Here is a 16,846-nt window from a genome sequence, read left to right on the forward strand (position 1 = left end):
GGAGACTTCTGTGAATATTAATGAACTTGTCAGAATCCATGACAAAAATCAGTTTGAAATAAAATTAGGTTACCTTATTAACAATAAAAAGAAAAATACTGAATACAATATAAATATTTATTTTTTTATCCCTAAAAATCTTGGTATAAATAAATACACATATACAAATCATCATTTTTTTGAAGACTTTTATAGCTACGTAAGATTAATTACACCAAAAGACACACTTAAAAGTCTAATTTCAAGGCTTGAAAAACTTCACATATTTTTAAAAGAGCAAAAACTAGTTATAGACAAGCATTTTGATCACATTAATTATGAACTTAAAATGACTATATGCTCTTATAGAGCATATTTAAGAGATTTTTCAAAAATTTTAAATAAAGCTGAGTGTAAAAAAGAATCTATAATAGAGCTTCTTAAAGATGTAAGTACTTTCAGAGAAGTCATCAAGCAAATTTCACTTTTTTACCAGTATGCAAAAAATGAAAGATTAATTGATTTATTCAAATTTACAGATGAATACAGTAGTCTTTTAACAGATGTTTATCTTTTCCGTATTCTTAAACTTTTACTTCCTGAAAACAAAGTTGAAATAACATCAAAAATTAAGGATTTTCTAAAAAAAGAATCCCAATATAGAGCTGAAAAAGGAATGTCAGTGGTGACATCAAACGATGCAAACAATGAAGAGCTCATTTACAAATACTCTGTATATAAAAAGTTTTTTTACAACATTCTTTTTTTATCACAGAAGAGAAAAGAAGATGCCACAGAACTTAGACATTTCGCCTATGCTATTGCGGCAGGCATTGCAATGATATTTGCCACTTCAATAGCTTTCATTTCACAAAAAAAATATGGCAACCTGACCATGTCATTTTTTGTTGCTCTCGTTGTAAGCTATATGTTCAAAGATAGAATAAAAGATTTCTTTAAACAAATGTTTGACAATAGATTTATTTTCAAAAAAGTCTATGATTTTAGAAATAAAATATATGACCTTGAAAGATTTCGACTATTTGGCTTTTATAAAGAAAGGGTACGCTTTGTTTCTGAAAATGACGTACCAAAAAGAATTCTTGAAACTAGGCTAAAAAAAACTGATAGCAATCTCACAACATGGTATTTAGGAGAAAATATTTTAAAATATGAGAAAAAAATCAAACTTTATAACGATAAAATAACTAATTCTTTTAAAGATAAAATTGAAGGATTAAATGACATTGTACGCTTTAATATTAATAAATTTACAAAAAAAATGGATGATCCTACATTAATTTTATATTCTATCTCTGAAGATTCTCTTAAAAAGATTGAAGCCTCAAAAGTATATCACATTAATCTAGTAATTGAATTTCAGTCTGAAGATAAAAAACATCTTTACAAAGTAAGACTTATTTTAACAAAAGAAGGGATAAAGAGAATAGAAATCCCAGAGTATGACCTAACAATAAAAAATGAGCACATTATTTGATTATTTTCACTTCAGGCTCTAAAAGTATACCAAATTTTTTATAAACAGTTGATTGTACATGATCTATTATTGCAAGAATATCCTTTGATTTTGCATCGCCACAATTTACAATAAAATTCGCATGTTTTTCAGAAACCTTGGCTCCACCAATGGAAAACCCTTTTAATCCGGCTTCTTCAATCAACCTACCAGCATAATCTCCAGTTGGCCTTTTAAAAACCGAACCACATGAAGCAAACTCAAGAGGTTGCTTATCTTCCCTCCTAACAAGGATATCATTTTTAATCTTTTCTAACTCTTTTATCTCACCTCTTTTTCGTAGAAACCTGGCACTCAAAATTATCTTATTTTCCAGTCCTTTTGCCTTTCTGTATGAAAAAACGCAATCTTCATTTTTAATTACTTCAACATCGTTTTTATCTATATCATAAACCAGACAATCAACCAAAATATCCTTCATTTCGATTCCAAAAGCACCTGCATTCATCTTAACAGCTCCTCCCACAGATCCAGGAATACCGGCAAGTTTTTCAAATCCAGCTATTCCTTTATGAACAGCAAACTCCACAAGTTCCATCAAACCCACACCACATCCAGCGACAAGAAATTCTTTTTTATCCAGAATCCACCTATTTAATAAAGCTGTAGAAACAACCACCCCTTCAAACCCCTCATCCATAAAAAGGACATTTGAACCAAAACCAATTATTTCATAAGATAATTTTTTACTTTTTGCCCATGAAATAGTTTCAATTAACTCATCATTGGTTACAGGCATAATAAAATATTTTGCAGGCCCACCAACCCTGTAAGTCGTATGCTTAGATAAAGGTTCGTTCTCAATAATTCTTATCATTTGCTAATCTTTGTATCCTTCAGTGCTCTTTTACATTCACACTCATTTTTTATCAACTTAAGGTTTTTTGTAATATTTTTAACAATCAATTTTATTTTTTCATTATTTTGTTTCATTACTTCAAGCACTTCATTCACAGTAAGTTTTTCAGTAGTTGTTCCTGCTGCAAAATTAGTGACTACACTAACATTTGCATAACAGATTTCAAGCTCCCTTGCCAATACACATTCTGGAAATAATGTCATCCCCACAATGTCAGCTCCTAAATTCCAAAAGGCTCTAATCTCTGCCGCAGTTTCAAGTCTTGGACCATTTGTACAAATGTATGTACCTTTTTCATAAAACCTCTCCTTAACAGATATCACACTCTTCGCAAGCACATTTCGAAGCTCAGGACAAAATGGATTAGTAAAATCAATATGGTATATCTCTTCCTCATCATAATAGGTGGATTCTCTACCACTTGTAAAATCAATCGCATTATCTGGAATCAGTATATCACCAGGTTTTAAGAGCCTATTAATTCCACCTACCGCAGTAAAAGCTATTATATGCTCCACACCAAGCTCTTTAAAACCATATATATTTGCCCTGTAATTTACTTTATGAGGTGGAATTTTATGACCATGTCCATGTCTATTTAAAAAATAAAATTCACACCCTTCAAAATAAAACTTTTTATATTTATCAGTTGGTTTTCCATAACGGTTTACAAGCTCTATATCTTCTACAAATTCAAATCCATCAATTTCATAAAGACCACTTCCACCAATTATCCCTATTTTCATACAACACCCCACTGAAAATATAAAATCTATTTTGGTCTCGGCAAATTCCAGTTTTTCAATATTGCAAGCAGTCTAATACTGAAAACTATCATAACTGACACAAAAACACTTATCCCTTCCGATACTCCCATTCTCATAGCAATCACAAAGAAAAAACCTCCCACCAGACAGGCAGAAGCATAAATTTCTTTCTGCAAAACCAGTGGAATTTCATGCTGTAAAACATCTCTAATCATTCCGCCAAAAGTTCCTGTCATCACACCTAAAAATACAGAACCAACTATTCCGATATTATATTCAAGTCCTATGGACGTGCCAATCACAGTAAAAATTCCAAGACCAAGGGCATCCATGATGAGTAAAAACTTAAATCTTCGCTCAATAATATGATGGAAGTAAAATGTTAAAACAGATACAGCTATGGAAATAATAAGATAATTGTAATCTTTAAATATAAATGGTGGAATTCTCCCCACAATTATATCTCTCAAAGTCCCACCACCCACTGCAGTAACAACACCAAGAAAGATAATTCCATAGATATCCATTTTTTTACGCACACCTGCAATGGCACCACTTGCTGCAAATGCTGCAGTACCCACAAGATCAAAAAGGTAAATAATCTTTGGAAAGGTCAAAGCTTCTCCACCCTCAAAATTCTTTTTGCAACAGAGGCAATTTTTTCATCATGAGTTACAAGTATTATGGAAAGCCCTTCAGCGTTTAATCTTTTAAACTCTTCAATTACAATTTTACTGTTATCCTTATCAAGATTTCCTGTAGGCTCATCTGCAAAAAGCACGGACGGACTATTAATCAATGCCCTTGCAATGGCAACCCTCTGCTGTTCTCCACCTGAAAGCTCTTTTGGAAAATGATTTATTCTACTTTCAAGCCCCATTTTAGCCAAAATATCTCTAGCCCGCTCAAAAGCATCCTTTTCACTGCCGTTAATCATACCTGGAATTGCCACATTTTCCAAAGCAGTAAAATCATCCAATAAATAGTGAAATTGAAACACAAAACCAAAATGCTCATTTCTTATATTGTCAAGATTTTTATCATTGTTATAAATATTTTCTCCGTTAAAAAGTACAAATCCATCATCAGGTTTTTCTAATCCACCCAGTATATGCAATAAAGTTGACTTTCCTGCACCAGACGGTCCCACCACCGCCACAAAATCTCCCTTTTCCATCTCAAAACTGAAATTTTCCAAAACTTTAATGATAGAATTACCTTTTGTATAATTTTTATATAAATTCTTCGCTTCTAAAATCATCATTCATTCCTCAACAACTCGATGGGATCAAGCTTGGCAGCTTGTCTTGAAGGAAAAAGAGAAGAAATATAAGTAATTATAACAGCACAGACAGTTACTATTACAAACACACCAGGCATTATCTTTACAGGTATTCTATCCATATAATAAATATCTTCAGGTAAACTGATAATTTTGTACTTTTCTAAAACAATACATATGAGATATCCAAGAACATCACCAATTAACGTCCCCACTATACCTATAAAAAGCCCTTGTTTGACAAAGATTTTTCTTATTAAAGATTCACTCGCCCCAAAAGATCTCAAAATGGCAATATCCTTTCTTTTATCTTTTACCGTCATTGTGATTAAGCTAATTATATTAAAGGAAGCTACTACCACAATGAGAGTCAGGATTACAAACATGGCTGCTTTTTCCAGCTTTAATGCAGAAAAAAGATTTCTGTTCATACTAAGCCAATCCCTAGCCCAATAAGGAAACCCCAATACCTTTTGAATATCTGCAGCAATTTTACCGCTCTTATTAAAATCAACGGTTTTTACGGATAATCCCGTAACTCCATCTCTGGTTATTTTAAAAAAACTCTTCAAATCATCCAGAAACACAAATATTAATGAATTATTGTATTCGTACATTCCGGTATCAAAAATCGCTGCCACTTCAAAATGTTTCATTATAGGAGTAAATCCAAAGGGACCTTTTTTGCCAAAAGGAGAAATCAACACCACATCATCACCAATAGCAAGCCCCATTGTCTGCGCAAGATCTTTCCCCAGAGCTACTTTCGGCTTACCCTCCTTTTTTGAAAGATAGTATATATCCCCTTCTTTTATAAATTTTCCTAAATTTGTAGCTTTCACCTCAAGTTCAGGAATTATCCCTTTTACAGCCACACCGTTTACAGCATCTTTGGTACTCACAAGCACCTGGCTCATTATAAATGGAGAAACCGCCTCCACTCCCTTAACAGTTTCAACCTTTTTTACAACATCCTGCCAGTTTTCAATGGGCGTGCCATCAAGTCTGTTTATCACAATATGTGAATTTGCTCCCACAATCTTCTCTTTTAGATTTTCCGAAAATCCTGTCAAAACACTTGTGACCACTATAAGAGTGGCTACCCCAAGCACAATTCCTACTATAGAAATAAAAGATATAAAAGATAGTACTTTTGATGACTTTTTAGAACGCAAATATCTATAAGCAATAAAATTATCTATTTTAGCCACAAATTACTCCCATTCAATGGTAGCAGGTGGTTTTGAACTTATATCATAAACTACTCTGTTTATCCCTTTTACCTCATTAATAATCCTGTTCGAAATCCTCGCCAGCACATCATAAGGGATTCTTCCCCAGTCTGCTGTCATCCCATCAAGACTTGTAACCGCTCTAAAAGCCAAGACATGCTCATAAGTCCTCTCATCCCCCATTACTCCCACACTTTTAACGGGTAAAAGTACTGTAAATGCCTGCCAAATCTCCCTGTAAAGTCCTGCCTTTTTTATCTCTTCAATTGCTATAAAATCAGCTTCTCTTAAAATGTTAAGGCGCTCCTTCGTTACATCCCCTAGCACCCTTATTGCAAGTCCTGGTCCAGGGAATGGATGCCTATAAACAATATCTTCAGGTAAACCTAGTTCTAACCCCACCTGTCTTACTTCATCTTTGAACAATTCTCTTAGAGGCTCAATCAGTTTAAAATTCATCTTTTCTGGTAATCCACCCACATTGTGATGAGTCTTGATGGTAGCGGAAGGCCCCTTAAAAGATACTGATTCAATCACATCAGGATAAAGAGTCCCCTGTGCCAAAAAATGAAACTCACCAAGTTTTGATGCTTCCCTTTCAAATATCTTTATGAATAGATTACCAATAATTTTACGCTTTCTCTCAGGCTCTGTTACACCCCTAAGAGATTTTAAAAACTCTTCTTCAGCATCCACATACACAAGATTTATCTTAAAATTCTCTTTAAATGTTTTTACTACCTGTTCAGGCTCATTTTTTCTAAGTAAACCGTTATTCACAAATACACAGGTTAGCTGGTCACCGATAGCTTCATGTAAAAGTACTGCCACCACAGAGGAATCGACACCACCACTAAGTGCACAAAGAACCCTTTTATCACCCACCATTTCACGTATTTTTTCAATCTCATTGAGTATAAAATTTCCTGGAGTCCAGACAGGAAGACAGTTACATACTTTTATAGCAAAATTTGCTAGAAGCTGACTTCCATAATCTGTGTGAGCTACCTCTGGATGAAATTGAATTGCATAATAAGGTTTTTCTTTATGCTTCATGGCTGCAATGGGGGAATTTGCAGTAAATCCAATTACTTCAAAATCTGATGGAATTTCCTCGAGTCTGTCCCCATGACTCATCCACACCTTTAATTTTCCGTTATCCAAAGGGATATCATCAAAAAGAAGATCATCTTTTTTAATCATCAGTTCTGCATGGCCATACTCTCTTTTTTGCGCTTTTGCTACAACACCTCCGAAATGAGTACACATCAATTGCATACCGTAACAGATACCAAGTACAGGGACACCAAGTTCATAAATATCTTTATCAATTATCGGAGCACCAACATCATAAACACTTTTTGGACCACCAGAAAGTATGATTCCTTTCGGATTAAAGTCTTTAATTTTATCTATACCACAATTGAATGGAAAAATTTCACAATAAACTCTGCTTTCTCTAATTCTTCTTGCAATGAGCTGAGTATACTGCGAACCAAAATCAAGAATTAAAATTTTATTATTCAAATAATCCATTTTTCACCTCAATTAACATATTTTTTGTTTTAAAAATGAGATCCTACTCCGCCCCAGAGCGAACTCAGGATGACAGATGAGTATCGTCATTCTGAACGAAGCGTAACAAAGTGAAGAATCTAAGATTCTTCACTAACTGGGGCGGACGAAAAACCTCATTTTATTTAACCATACTAATTTATCATTTATCATTCATAAAATTTAACATTATAATCTTTAAATAGTTCTCCAATAGTTTGGTGCTTCTTTAGTAATTATTACATCATGAACATGACTTTCCCCTAATCCAGCATATGTAATTTTAACAAACTTTCCTTTTTGTTTTAATTCTTCAATGGTAGCACAACCACAATAACCCATTCCAGACTTCAATCCACCTACAAGCTGATAGATGGTATGACTCAAATCCCCTTTATAATGAACTCTACCTTCAATTCCTTCAGGCACAAATTTACTCTCCATCTCCATTTCATCTTGAAAATACCTGTCTTTGCTCCCTTTTTTCATAGCTCCCAAAGAGCCCATTCCTCTATAAACCTTATAACTTCTTCCCTGATACAGTTCAATCTCACCAGGAGATTCTGTAGTTCCTGCAAGGAGTGAGCCAATCATAACCACAGATGCTCCAGCAGCTAATGCTTTTACAATATCACCAGAATATTTAATACCACCATCAGCAATTATAGGAATGTTGTATTTATCAGCCACTTCAGCACAATCCATTATAGCTGTTATCTGGGGAACCCCAACTCCAGCCACAACCCTTGTGGTACAAATAGAACCAGGACCGATTCCTACCTTCACACAATCAGCCCCAGCCTTTATCAAATCTTCACAAGCTTCAGCTGTAGCCACATTCCCAGCCACAAGGTCAAGTTCAGGATACTTTTTCTTTATTGCCTTTACCGTTTCAATAACTTTCTCCGAATGACCATGCGCAGTATCAACCACTATCACATCCACATTTTTCTCAACCAAGGCGTCCACTCTATCCATCGTGTCAGGTGCAATACCCACAGCAGCACCTACCCTTAACCTACCAAGTTCATCTTTAGTTGCATTAGGATATTTTAATTTTTTATTTATATCTTTGATTGTGATTAGCCCTTTTAATTCAAAATTATCATCCACAACTAATAATTTTTCTATTCTGTGCTTCTGCAAAAGCTCTTTAGCCTCATCAAGAGACGTTCCAACAGGCACTGTAATAAGATTATCCTTCGTCATAAATTCTTCTACTTTTCTATGATACTCCTCTAAAAACCTCAAATCCCTGTTTGTAATAATCCCCACAAGCTTATGCCCTTTAACTACTGGAATACCACTAATTTTGTATTTTGCCATTAAATCAAGGGCATCTTTCACCGTCTTATCCGGCTCTATGGTTATAGGATCCACAATCATTCCACTTTCTGATCTTTTAACCTTGTCCACCTCTTCAGCTTGTTCCTCAATACTCATATTTTTATGAATAAAACCCAAACCTCCTTCCTGTGCAATTGCAATAGCCATTTTTGCTTCGGTTACTGTATCCATGGCAGCACTGACAATGGGAATATTCAATTCGATTTTATCAGTCAACTTAGTCTTTGTAGAAACATCTTTCGGCAAAACACTGCTTCGTTGTGGTACAAGTAAAACATCATCGAAAGTCAATGCTTCTTTTATAATCTTTTTGCTATACATATAACACCTCATATATTTTTTTACACTTTTTAACCAAAATAATCAGACAAAATAAAATCGATAAATTTAATATCCCCAGTCTCTGCTGTACCTGAAGTCTTTACCAATAGTTCTGTTACTCACCTTTGCAATTACAGGTAGTTGTCTTTTAAACTGATTACGTCTAATCCTTTCATAAACATCTTTTACAAATCCCTCGTCAAATCCCATTCTTACTAGCTCTTGTTTACTTCTCCTTTCATCAATCATTGCATACAGCAGTTTATCCACATCTTTATAGGAAAATCCAAGTTCATCCTCATCACTTTGACCAACCCATAAGTCTGCTGTAGGCTTCTTCTTTATAACCTTTTCAGGGATACCTAAATACTCTGCCAAATCCCAAACTTGTGTTTTGTATAAATCACCTATTGGATTAAGTGCCGAAGCCATATCTCCATACCAGGTACCATATCCAAGCAACAATTCGGTTTTATTGCTTGTACCCAATACCAAGGCATTGTTTTCAGCAGATTTGTCAAAAAGAACAATCATCCTCATCCTTGCCATTACATTACCTTTTCTAACCCTGGAAATATCAGCAAACTTCTCAAAATAAGGATCAACAAAAGGTGTTATTTCAATAACATCAAAATTAACACCTAAAAAATCAGCTACCAGCTTAGCATCATTAAGACTTTCTTCACTGCTTGTTTTATAAGGTAGTGCATATGCATACACTCTCTCTTTTCCAAGAGCTAATGTGGCCAAAGTAGCACTTAAAGCAGAGTCAATCCCCCCGCTAAGTCCCACAACTACATTTCTTAATCCCACTTTTTCCACTTCATCTTTAATAAAAGATGTAAGAACTTTCGTAACATATTCATGATTGAGTCTCATGACACACCTTTATCTAATTAGTTTTGCAATAATTGAAGCTTTATCATCTTTTAAAAATGGAGAAACAATTCTTGCTCTTCTAACTTCATCTTTATCCAATCTGGTCGTAGCAATTTCCTTATCGAAAAGACAACATTCCTTTATAATTTCACCCATTGGAGAAAAAATCACTGATCCACCCCAAAAGGTAACCCCTTCTTCCACGCCAACTCTGTTTACAAAAACAGTATAAGCATTACAACTAAGTGACATATATTTTAGAGCTGTATACCAGAAATCTTTTGAATAAAACTTATTCTCTTCCAACCCTCTTGTAGGACTGTTTGATATCACAAAGATAACTTCAGCCTTTTGAAGTTTCATTGCATAGATTGAACTAACCTGTAATGCATCTTCACAAATTAGTATCCCGGCCTTAAGATACCTAGTACTGAAAACACAAAATGAATTGCCCGCTGTAAAATATCTTCCCTCTTCAAACATTGTATAATCAGGCAAATAAACCTTCCTATGAATATACTTCAATTCCCTATCTTCAAAATAAAAAGCCGCATTGTATAAAAGATAATCCTCATCCTCATAGACACCACCAACTACGATAGAAATATATTTGGAAAACTCTTTCAACTCTTTTATTATATGGGAATGTATATTAAGACTTGTCTCTTCCACCAAATCTCTTAAAAAATAACCTGTAAGAGATAATTCTGGAAAAACAATCACATCAGATTTTGATTCAATAGCCTTTTCGATTAACTCGAAATGTTTTTCTGCATTTTTATTTAAATCACCCAAAACCGGACTCATCTGCGCTAAAGTTACCTTTACCATATTTCACCACTCATAATTTATTAAATTAGTTATCTCTACAACACATCCTTACAACATCTAAAACCTTTACTACCCCTACTACTATTTCCCTACTTACCCATTTCCCTCACAAAAGTTCCACTTTTTCCGCCTGTTTTTTTCAAAAGCATGATATCCGAAATTACCATTTCTTTATCCACCGCCTTGCACATGTCATATATGGTCAAAGCCGCAATAGACACTCCTGTGAGAGCTTCCATCTCAACTCCAGTTTTACCACTAAGCTTTACTGTACAATCGATTCGTATTCTGTTTTTTTCTTTTTCAGGGGTAAAAAATATCTCAACTCCAGTTATATTTAAAGGATGACACATAGGAATCAAATCTGATGTCCTTTTCACTCCCATAATACCTGCTACTCTTGCCACCTCAAAAACATTCCCTTTCTCAATTTTCTTATCCACAATCATCATCAACGTTTCTGGCTTCATATAAATATAGCCGCAGGCATGTGCCTCCCTTTTCGTAACGGCCTTTTCCGTTACATCCACCATCTTACTTCTGCCTTCTTCATCAAAATGAGTAAATTTCATAGTTCCCTCTTTATGATTTTATTTCAGCAAATAACGAATTCAAAGAAACATTGCTCTCAACATAATCCCAAATCTTACCATCAACATTTTTAATTTCAAAAAACCTGTTATCCATATCAGTATATCTCAATTTTGCATATAATTCAGTATTTTTACCTTTTTTATTTTTGTCATAAATATAAATCTCATAGTACTTGGACTGTTCCATAAACATCTTAAAGAACACCACTTCCAAAAATTGCTTCAATAAATCTTGAAAAGGGTTTTCTTTCTTTTTTATCTTCACACCCTTTTTTATATTCCAAAAATAGTAAAGTTCGACCCTTAATGTACCATTAAATTTCTTTACACTTTTCAAACCAAAATTCGGAACATATCCCATATCTAAAAAAAACTTAGATTCCGTCATATTGAAATTAAATCTTTGGATAAGGCTTTTAAGATCAATCTGCAGTTTCTTTAGCTGGTAAGGACCTCTTTTAACTTCTTTTTTAAGCGTATATCTCATTTCAATATTCTTTTTAAGAACAAATCCTGTCCTTACATTGTTATATTTTACCTTATACCATTTATCATCATAATCTTGGATTACAATAATTTTCGAATCCCTATATAATCTTCTCAATTTTTTTGACTTTATATTAGGCTCTTTATAAACGTAGGTAGTTACTTTCACCTTTGCTAAGGTTTCAATAAATTTTGTCACATTATCAGATTTTGAGGACGCATTATCACCAGCAATAGCAGATATTGAGAAGCAAAAGAAAAAAAGCAAAAATATTAAAAGTTTTCTAAACATTGAATCTAAAATAGATGATATCACCATCTTTTACAATATATTCTTTTCCTTCAAGCCTTAATTTACCAAGCTCTTTTATTTTTTGCATCGATTTATATTCTTTAAAGGTTTCAAAGTCAACCACTTCAGCCCTGATAAATCCTCTCTCGATATCTGAATGAATTTTCCCTGCTGCTTTTACCGCTGGAGTACCCTCTTTTATTGTCCAAGCTTTTACCTCTTTTTCTCCAGCAGTAAAAAATGTGATTAGACTTAAAAGCTTATACCCCTCCATTATCATATACTCCAGTCCAGATCTCTCTAATCCCATCTCTTTCAAAAACTGTTTCGCCTCTTCTTCATCAAGCTCAGTCAGTTCCGCCTCTATTTTACCACAAATCTTTACCACCCTTGCATTCTCTTTTTCAGCAATCTCCTTTACTGCTTTAACATAATCGTTATCCTCATATAGACCTTCTTCATCAACATTTAATACATACATCATCGGTTTTAGAGTCAATAAGTTGTACTCTTTCAGTAATTCCTTTTCATCTTCATTCACAATATTTTTCAGCATCACCCCAAGGGAGGCTCGGTTATAAATATCTTTCAAAACCTTCGCTTTTTCTTTAAGCTCTTTATTTCCACTCTTTGCATTCTTTTCCACCTTTACAATGGCCCGTTCAAGTACTTCCAAATCTGCCAATAAGAGCTCTGTATTTATTATCTCAATATCATTTTTAGGATCAACTCTACCATTTACATGCACAATATTTTCATCTTCAAAGCATCTAACCACATGGGCAACGGCATCAACCTGTCTTATATTAGAAAGAAATTGATTCCCTAACCCTTCACCTTTACTCGCACCTTTTACAAGCCCAGCAATATCAACAAACTCTATTGTTGTAGGGGTAACCTTTTTAGGTTTTATATGCTCAGCTATAAAATCCAACCTATCATCCGGAACATTTACAATACCCACATTGGGATCTATAGTGCAAAATGGATAGTTTGCACTATCTGCCTTCGCTCTTGTAAGTGCATTAAAAATTGTCGATTTCCCTACATTCGGTAAACCGATTATTCCACAATTAAATCCCATTTCAACCTCACCTTTTAAATAATACTATTTTAATAAAATATTATAATGAGATTCTTCTCAGGCCACATTCGAATCTCTGAGAGTTATGCACCTTTCTTTAGTTGTATTGCTTTCTATACACTTACAACCAAAATCAGAAAACTTATCAATTTTGAAGTCCTATACCAAGGACCCGGCCGAAGAATCTCGTTTCTCAAACATAAAATTGTATAATATACAAAAAAAGGCCGCTTTTAAGCGGCCTTTTTGTTAAAGTAATGGAGCAATAATTAGAGAAACAATACTCATTAATTTTATCAAGATATTCATAGCAGGACCGCTGGTATCCTTGAATGGGTCACCAACTGTATCCCCAACCACAGCAGCCTTATGCGCTTCTGAACCTTTTTTCTCTCCAGGAATCTCACCCTTTTCAATCGCCTTTTTGGCATTATCCCAAGCACCGCCGGCATTAGCCATTAATAATGCAAGTAATACACCTGTAACTGTTGCACCAGCCAACATACCACCAAGAGACTCTTTGCCGATTCCAAAGCCTACGATTATTGGAGCAATAACTGCTATCACACCTGGTAAAACCATCTCTCTTAAAGCAGCTTTAGTTGAAATATCTATACATGTTTTTGAATCAGGTTTTACACCTGGTTTGCCTTCAAGTAAGCCTGGAATTTCTCTAAATTGTCTTCTAATCTCTTCTACCATTTCTCCAGCAGCTTTACCAACCGATGTCATAGTAAGTGCTGCAATCAAAAATGGTAAAAATCCACCAATAAGCATACCTATAACAACATTTGGATGAGTAATATCTATAATATCAATTTTTGCACTACTGCTGTATGCCGCAAAAAGTGCCAATGCTGTCAGAGCTGCTGAACCAATCGCAAAACCTTTACCAACTGCTGCAGTTGTGTTACCCAATGCATCAAGACTATCTGTGATCTTTCTTACCTCTGGACCAAGTTCAGCCATTTCTGAAATACCACCAGCATTATCAGCAATTGGTCCATACGCATCAACAGTCATTGTAACACCAACAGTGGCAAGCATACCTACTGCTGCAATACCTATACCGTAAAGGCCTGCAGCACTATTAGCCACAAAAATAGCTACACAAATCATAATAATTGGAAGTACGGTACTCTCAAGCCCTACTGCAAAACCCTGAATAATGTTTGTTGCTGGACCAGTTTTAGATGCTTCAGCAATTCTATAAACAGGTCTTGATGAAGTATAGTATTCTGTAATCAAACCGATAACAATACCTGCAATGGTACCAAGAAACAGTGCCCAAAATACTCCTGTATTTATTCCAAATGAAGAGACTGCTATATAAGCGCCTGCAATAAACAGAATAGCTCCGATAAATGTTGAATATCTCAATGCCTTTTGAGGATCTGTATTTTTAAGCACTTTCATTGAGAATACACCAATCAATGATGCAACCAAGCCAATCACTGCAAGAAATACTGGTAAATACATAAGATTTAAACGTAAATTTTCACCACCTAATTTGGTAAGCAAATCGGTATTAGCGGTAGCAGCAATAGCAACAGTGGCAATAATCGATCCCACATAAGACTCAAAAATATCTGCACCCATACCTGCAATATCACCAACATTATCACCAACGTTATCTGCAATAACACCAGGGTTTCTTGGATCATCTTCAGGGATTCCTGCCTCAACCTTACCCACAAGGTCTGCTCCAACATCCGCTGCTTTTGTGTAAATTCCGCCCCCTACTCTTGCAAAAAGTGCGATGGAAGAAGCTCCCATAGCAAAACCATTAATGTATTTTGCATTCTCAGGATCGCCAAACAGTGCAAAAAAGATACCCACTCCAAGCAAACCAAGGCTTGCAACAGCAAGTCCCATTACGGCACCACCATTGTAAGAAACAAACAGTGCAGCATCTATACCTTTACTTCTTGCAGCTTCACTTGTCCTTACATTGGCGCGAGTTGCTGACTTCATACCAAAAAAACCAGCAAGAATTGAACAAACAGCACCACTTAAAAAGGCAATAGCTGTTTTATACCCAAGATCTTTGGAAAGTATCATAAGAATAAATACAATTATAACAAACACAGCAAGGACTCTGTATTCCCTGCTTAAAAATGTCATAGCACCATCATGAATCATATCAGAAATCTCTTTCATCTTCTCGGTGCCCACAGGTTGCTTTTTGACATAGTTATAAATTATAAATGCGACGATAAGACCAACAGCCCCCATAATAGGAGCGAGATACATTAAGGCTGACGACATTGTTTTTCCTCCTTATCCACTTTTTTATTATTAAAATTATTCATTGCTACCCTATAGCCATCATTCACAAAACATAAAACTGCATTTCTACATAACTCTATCAATTCTGGCAACACTTTTTTCTCACTAGTATTAAATTCTCCAAGAACATATTGAGATGTATATTCAGATCGAATAGGTTTAGAAATCCCTATTTTTAGACGAAAAAAATTGCTATTTCCAAGATGATTTATTATAGATCTGATTCCGTTATGCCCTCCATCCGAACCACCCTTTTTAAACTTAATCTTACCAAATTCCATATCCAAATCATCATGGATTATAAGAATGTTTTCTGTATCGATTTTGTAATAATTCACCACATCCTTTACCGCTTCGCCGCTTCTGTTCATATATGTAAAAGGTTTCAATAAAATCACATCGCCAACCTTTGCATACCCTCCTTTGAACCCTCTCTTATAGTTAGCGTCAAGACACTCCGCCACGGCATCAACAACCATAAAACCGATATTATGCCTTGTCCTTTCGTACTCTTTTCCTGGATTACCCAGGCCAACAATCAAATTCTTTATCATTAGTTCACAAAAAGAGAACTTATACTCTCTTTCTTATGTATTCTTCTTATCGCCTCAGCAAAAATTTCAGCCACAGATAACACTTTTATTTTGGAAATAGCAGCTTTCTCTTTTGTTAATTCAATAGTGTTTGTAACAATCACCTCTTCAAGACAACTATTTACAATTCTTTCAATAGCAGGACCGCTCAATACAGCATGAGTAGCAGCAGCTCTTACAGATAAAGCCCCCATTTCAATTACTGCATTTGCAGCTTCCGTTAATGTACCTGCAGTATCTATCATATCATCTATAATTATTACATGCTTGCCTTTTACATCACCTACTACATGCATTGCCTTTGCTTCATTTGGAGCAATACGTCTTTTATCAATAATAGCAAGACTAGTTTGTAAAACTTTGGCATACGCTCTTGCCCTTGGCACACCACCAGCATCAGGAGAAACCACAACATAATCATCACCCATCATTTTATTCTCAATAAGATATTTCGTAATTATGGGTGATGCATAAAGATTGTCTACAGGGATATCGAAAAATCCTTGAATCTGCCCTGCATGAAGATCCATTGTAACCATTCTATCAATACCTGAAGTCGTCAAAATATTTGCCACCAGTTTTGCCGTAATGGGAACTCTTGGTTCCACAGTCCTATCCTGTCTTGCATATCCGAAATACGGCATAACCGCAGTAACAGAATTTGCAGAAGCACGTCTCAAAGCATCCACCATTATCATCAGTTCCATCAAATGCTTATCAGCAGGATAATTACTAGACTGAATAACAAATACATCCCTGCCCCTAACACTTTCATTTATCCTCACAAAAATCTCACCATCACTAAACTGTGTTACCGTAGCATCACTTAGCCTCATCCCCAATTTTTGTACAATTTCAACAGCTAAGCTTTTATTTGAATTTCCTGAAAAAACTAAAAAGTCCATATCTTTACCCATATTC

Annotated in this window: 16 protein-coding genes; 1 reads left to right on the forward strand and 15 read right to left on the reverse strand. The window is 34.9% G+C overall.

Annotated elements, in window-relative coordinates:
- Positions 1–10: 10 nt before the first annotated feature.
- Positions 11–1,477, forward strand: coding sequence for a hypothetical protein (locus tag FHQ18_RS04220; protein ID WP_149265928.1), 1,467 nt, complete (start codon positions 11–13; stop codon positions 1,475–1,477).
- On the opposite strand, the gene murB is transcribed toward FHQ18_RS04220, so the two are convergent.
- From murB to FHQ18_RS04295, 15 genes are all read right to left on the reverse strand, one after another.
- Complete coding sequence (gene murB / locus FHQ18_RS04225; RefSeq protein ID WP_149265929.1) at positions 1,470–2,333, reverse strand: UDP-N-acetylmuramate dehydrogenase; 864 nt, start codon at positions 2,331–2,333, stop codon at positions 1,470–1,472. The two genes, FHQ18_RS04220 and murB, sit on opposite strands and share 8 nt — an antisense overlap.
- The gene (mtnP, locus tag FHQ18_RS04230; RefSeq protein ID WP_149265930.1) at positions 2,330–3,121 is read right to left on the reverse strand and encodes an S-methyl-5'-thioadenosine phosphorylase; all 792 of its coding nucleotides are present in this window, start codon (positions 3,119–3,121) and stop codon (positions 2,330–2,332) included. The genes murB and mtnP overlap by 4 nt, the downstream gene beginning before the upstream one ends.
- 26 nt (positions 3,122–3,147) lie before the next feature.
- A complete protein-coding gene (locus FHQ18_RS04235) occupies positions 3,148–3,759 on the reverse strand; it encodes a trimeric intracellular cation channel family protein (RefSeq protein WP_149265931.1) in 612 nt (203 codons plus the stop codon).
- A complete protein-coding gene (locus tag FHQ18_RS04240; protein ID WP_246798638.1) occupies positions 3,756–4,406 on the reverse strand; it encodes an ABC transporter ATP-binding protein in 651 nt (216 codons plus the stop codon). The genes FHQ18_RS04235 and FHQ18_RS04240 overlap by 4 nt, the downstream gene beginning before the upstream one ends.
- Positions 4,403–5,635, reverse strand: a complete 1,233-nt coding sequence (locus FHQ18_RS04245; RefSeq protein WP_149265932.1) for a lipoprotein-releasing ABC transporter permease subunit — start codon at positions 5,633–5,635, stop codon at positions 4,403–4,405. The genes FHQ18_RS04240 and FHQ18_RS04245 overlap by 4 nt, the downstream gene beginning before the upstream one ends.
- A gap of 3 nt (positions 5,636–5,638) precedes the next feature.
- The gene (gene guaA, locus FHQ18_RS04250; protein ID WP_149265933.1) at positions 5,639–7,192 is read right to left on the reverse strand and encodes a glutamine-hydrolyzing GMP synthase; all 1,554 of its coding nucleotides are present in this window, start codon (positions 7,190–7,192) and stop codon (positions 5,639–5,641) included.
- Positions 7,193–7,408: 216 nt separating this feature from the next.
- The gene (gene guaB, locus FHQ18_RS04255; protein ID WP_149265934.1) at positions 7,409–8,878 is read right to left on the reverse strand and encodes an IMP dehydrogenase; all 1,470 of its coding nucleotides are present in this window, start codon (positions 8,876–8,878) and stop codon (positions 7,409–7,411) included.
- A gap of 66 nt (positions 8,879–8,944) precedes the next feature.
- Positions 8,945–9,757 (reverse strand): NAD+ synthase, encoded by an 813-nt coding sequence (locus tag FHQ18_RS04260; protein WP_149265935.1) that lies wholly within the window; start codon positions 9,755–9,757, stop codon positions 8,945–8,947.
- Positions 9,758–9,766: 9 nt separating this feature from the next.
- Positions 9,767–10,588 (reverse strand): nitrilase-related carbon-nitrogen hydrolase, encoded by an 822-nt coding sequence (locus FHQ18_RS04265; protein WP_149265936.1) that lies wholly within the window; start codon positions 10,586–10,588, stop codon positions 9,767–9,769.
- Between the two features lie 89 nt (positions 10,589–10,677).
- Positions 10,678–11,160: a cyclic pyranopterin monophosphate synthase MoaC gene (gene moaC / locus FHQ18_RS04270; RefSeq protein ID WP_149265937.1), complete on the reverse strand. Its 483-nt coding sequence runs from the start codon at positions 11,158–11,160 to the stop codon at positions 10,678–10,680.
- A gap of 10 nt (positions 11,161–11,170) precedes the next feature.
- Complete coding sequence (locus tag FHQ18_RS04275) at positions 11,171–11,959, reverse strand: SH3 domain-containing protein (protein ID WP_188020338.1); 789 nt, start codon at positions 11,957–11,959, stop codon at positions 11,171–11,173.
- Positions 11,952–13,043 carry a redox-regulated ATPase YchF gene (ychF, locus tag FHQ18_RS04280; RefSeq protein ID WP_149265939.1) on the reverse strand — a complete coding sequence of 364 codons (1,092 nt, stop codon included), beginning with the start codon at positions 13,041–13,043 and terminating at the stop codon, positions 11,952–11,954. Before ychF ends, FHQ18_RS04275 begins: the two co-directional genes overlap by 8 nt.
- Before the next feature lie 249 nt (positions 13,044–13,292).
- A complete protein-coding gene (locus FHQ18_RS04285; protein ID WP_149265940.1) occupies positions 13,293–15,311 on the reverse strand; it encodes a sodium-translocating pyrophosphatase in 2,019 nt (672 codons plus the stop codon).
- A complete protein-coding gene (gene pth, locus FHQ18_RS04290) occupies positions 15,296–15,886 on the reverse strand; it encodes an aminoacyl-tRNA hydrolase (protein WP_188020339.1) in 591 nt (196 codons plus the stop codon). Before pth ends, FHQ18_RS04285 begins: the two co-directional genes overlap by 16 nt.
- Positions 15,886–16,842 carry a ribose-phosphate diphosphokinase gene (locus tag FHQ18_RS04295; RefSeq protein WP_246798640.1) on the reverse strand — a complete coding sequence of 319 codons (957 nt, stop codon included), beginning with the start codon at positions 16,840–16,842 and terminating at the stop codon, positions 15,886–15,888. Before FHQ18_RS04295 ends, pth begins: the two co-directional genes overlap by 1 nt.
- Positions 16,843–16,846 lie beyond the last annotated feature (4 nt).

Source organism: Deferribacter autotrophicus, assembly GCF_008362905.1.
GTDB lineage: Bacteria > Chrysiogenota > Deferribacteres > Deferribacterales > Deferribacteraceae > Deferribacter > Deferribacter autotrophicus.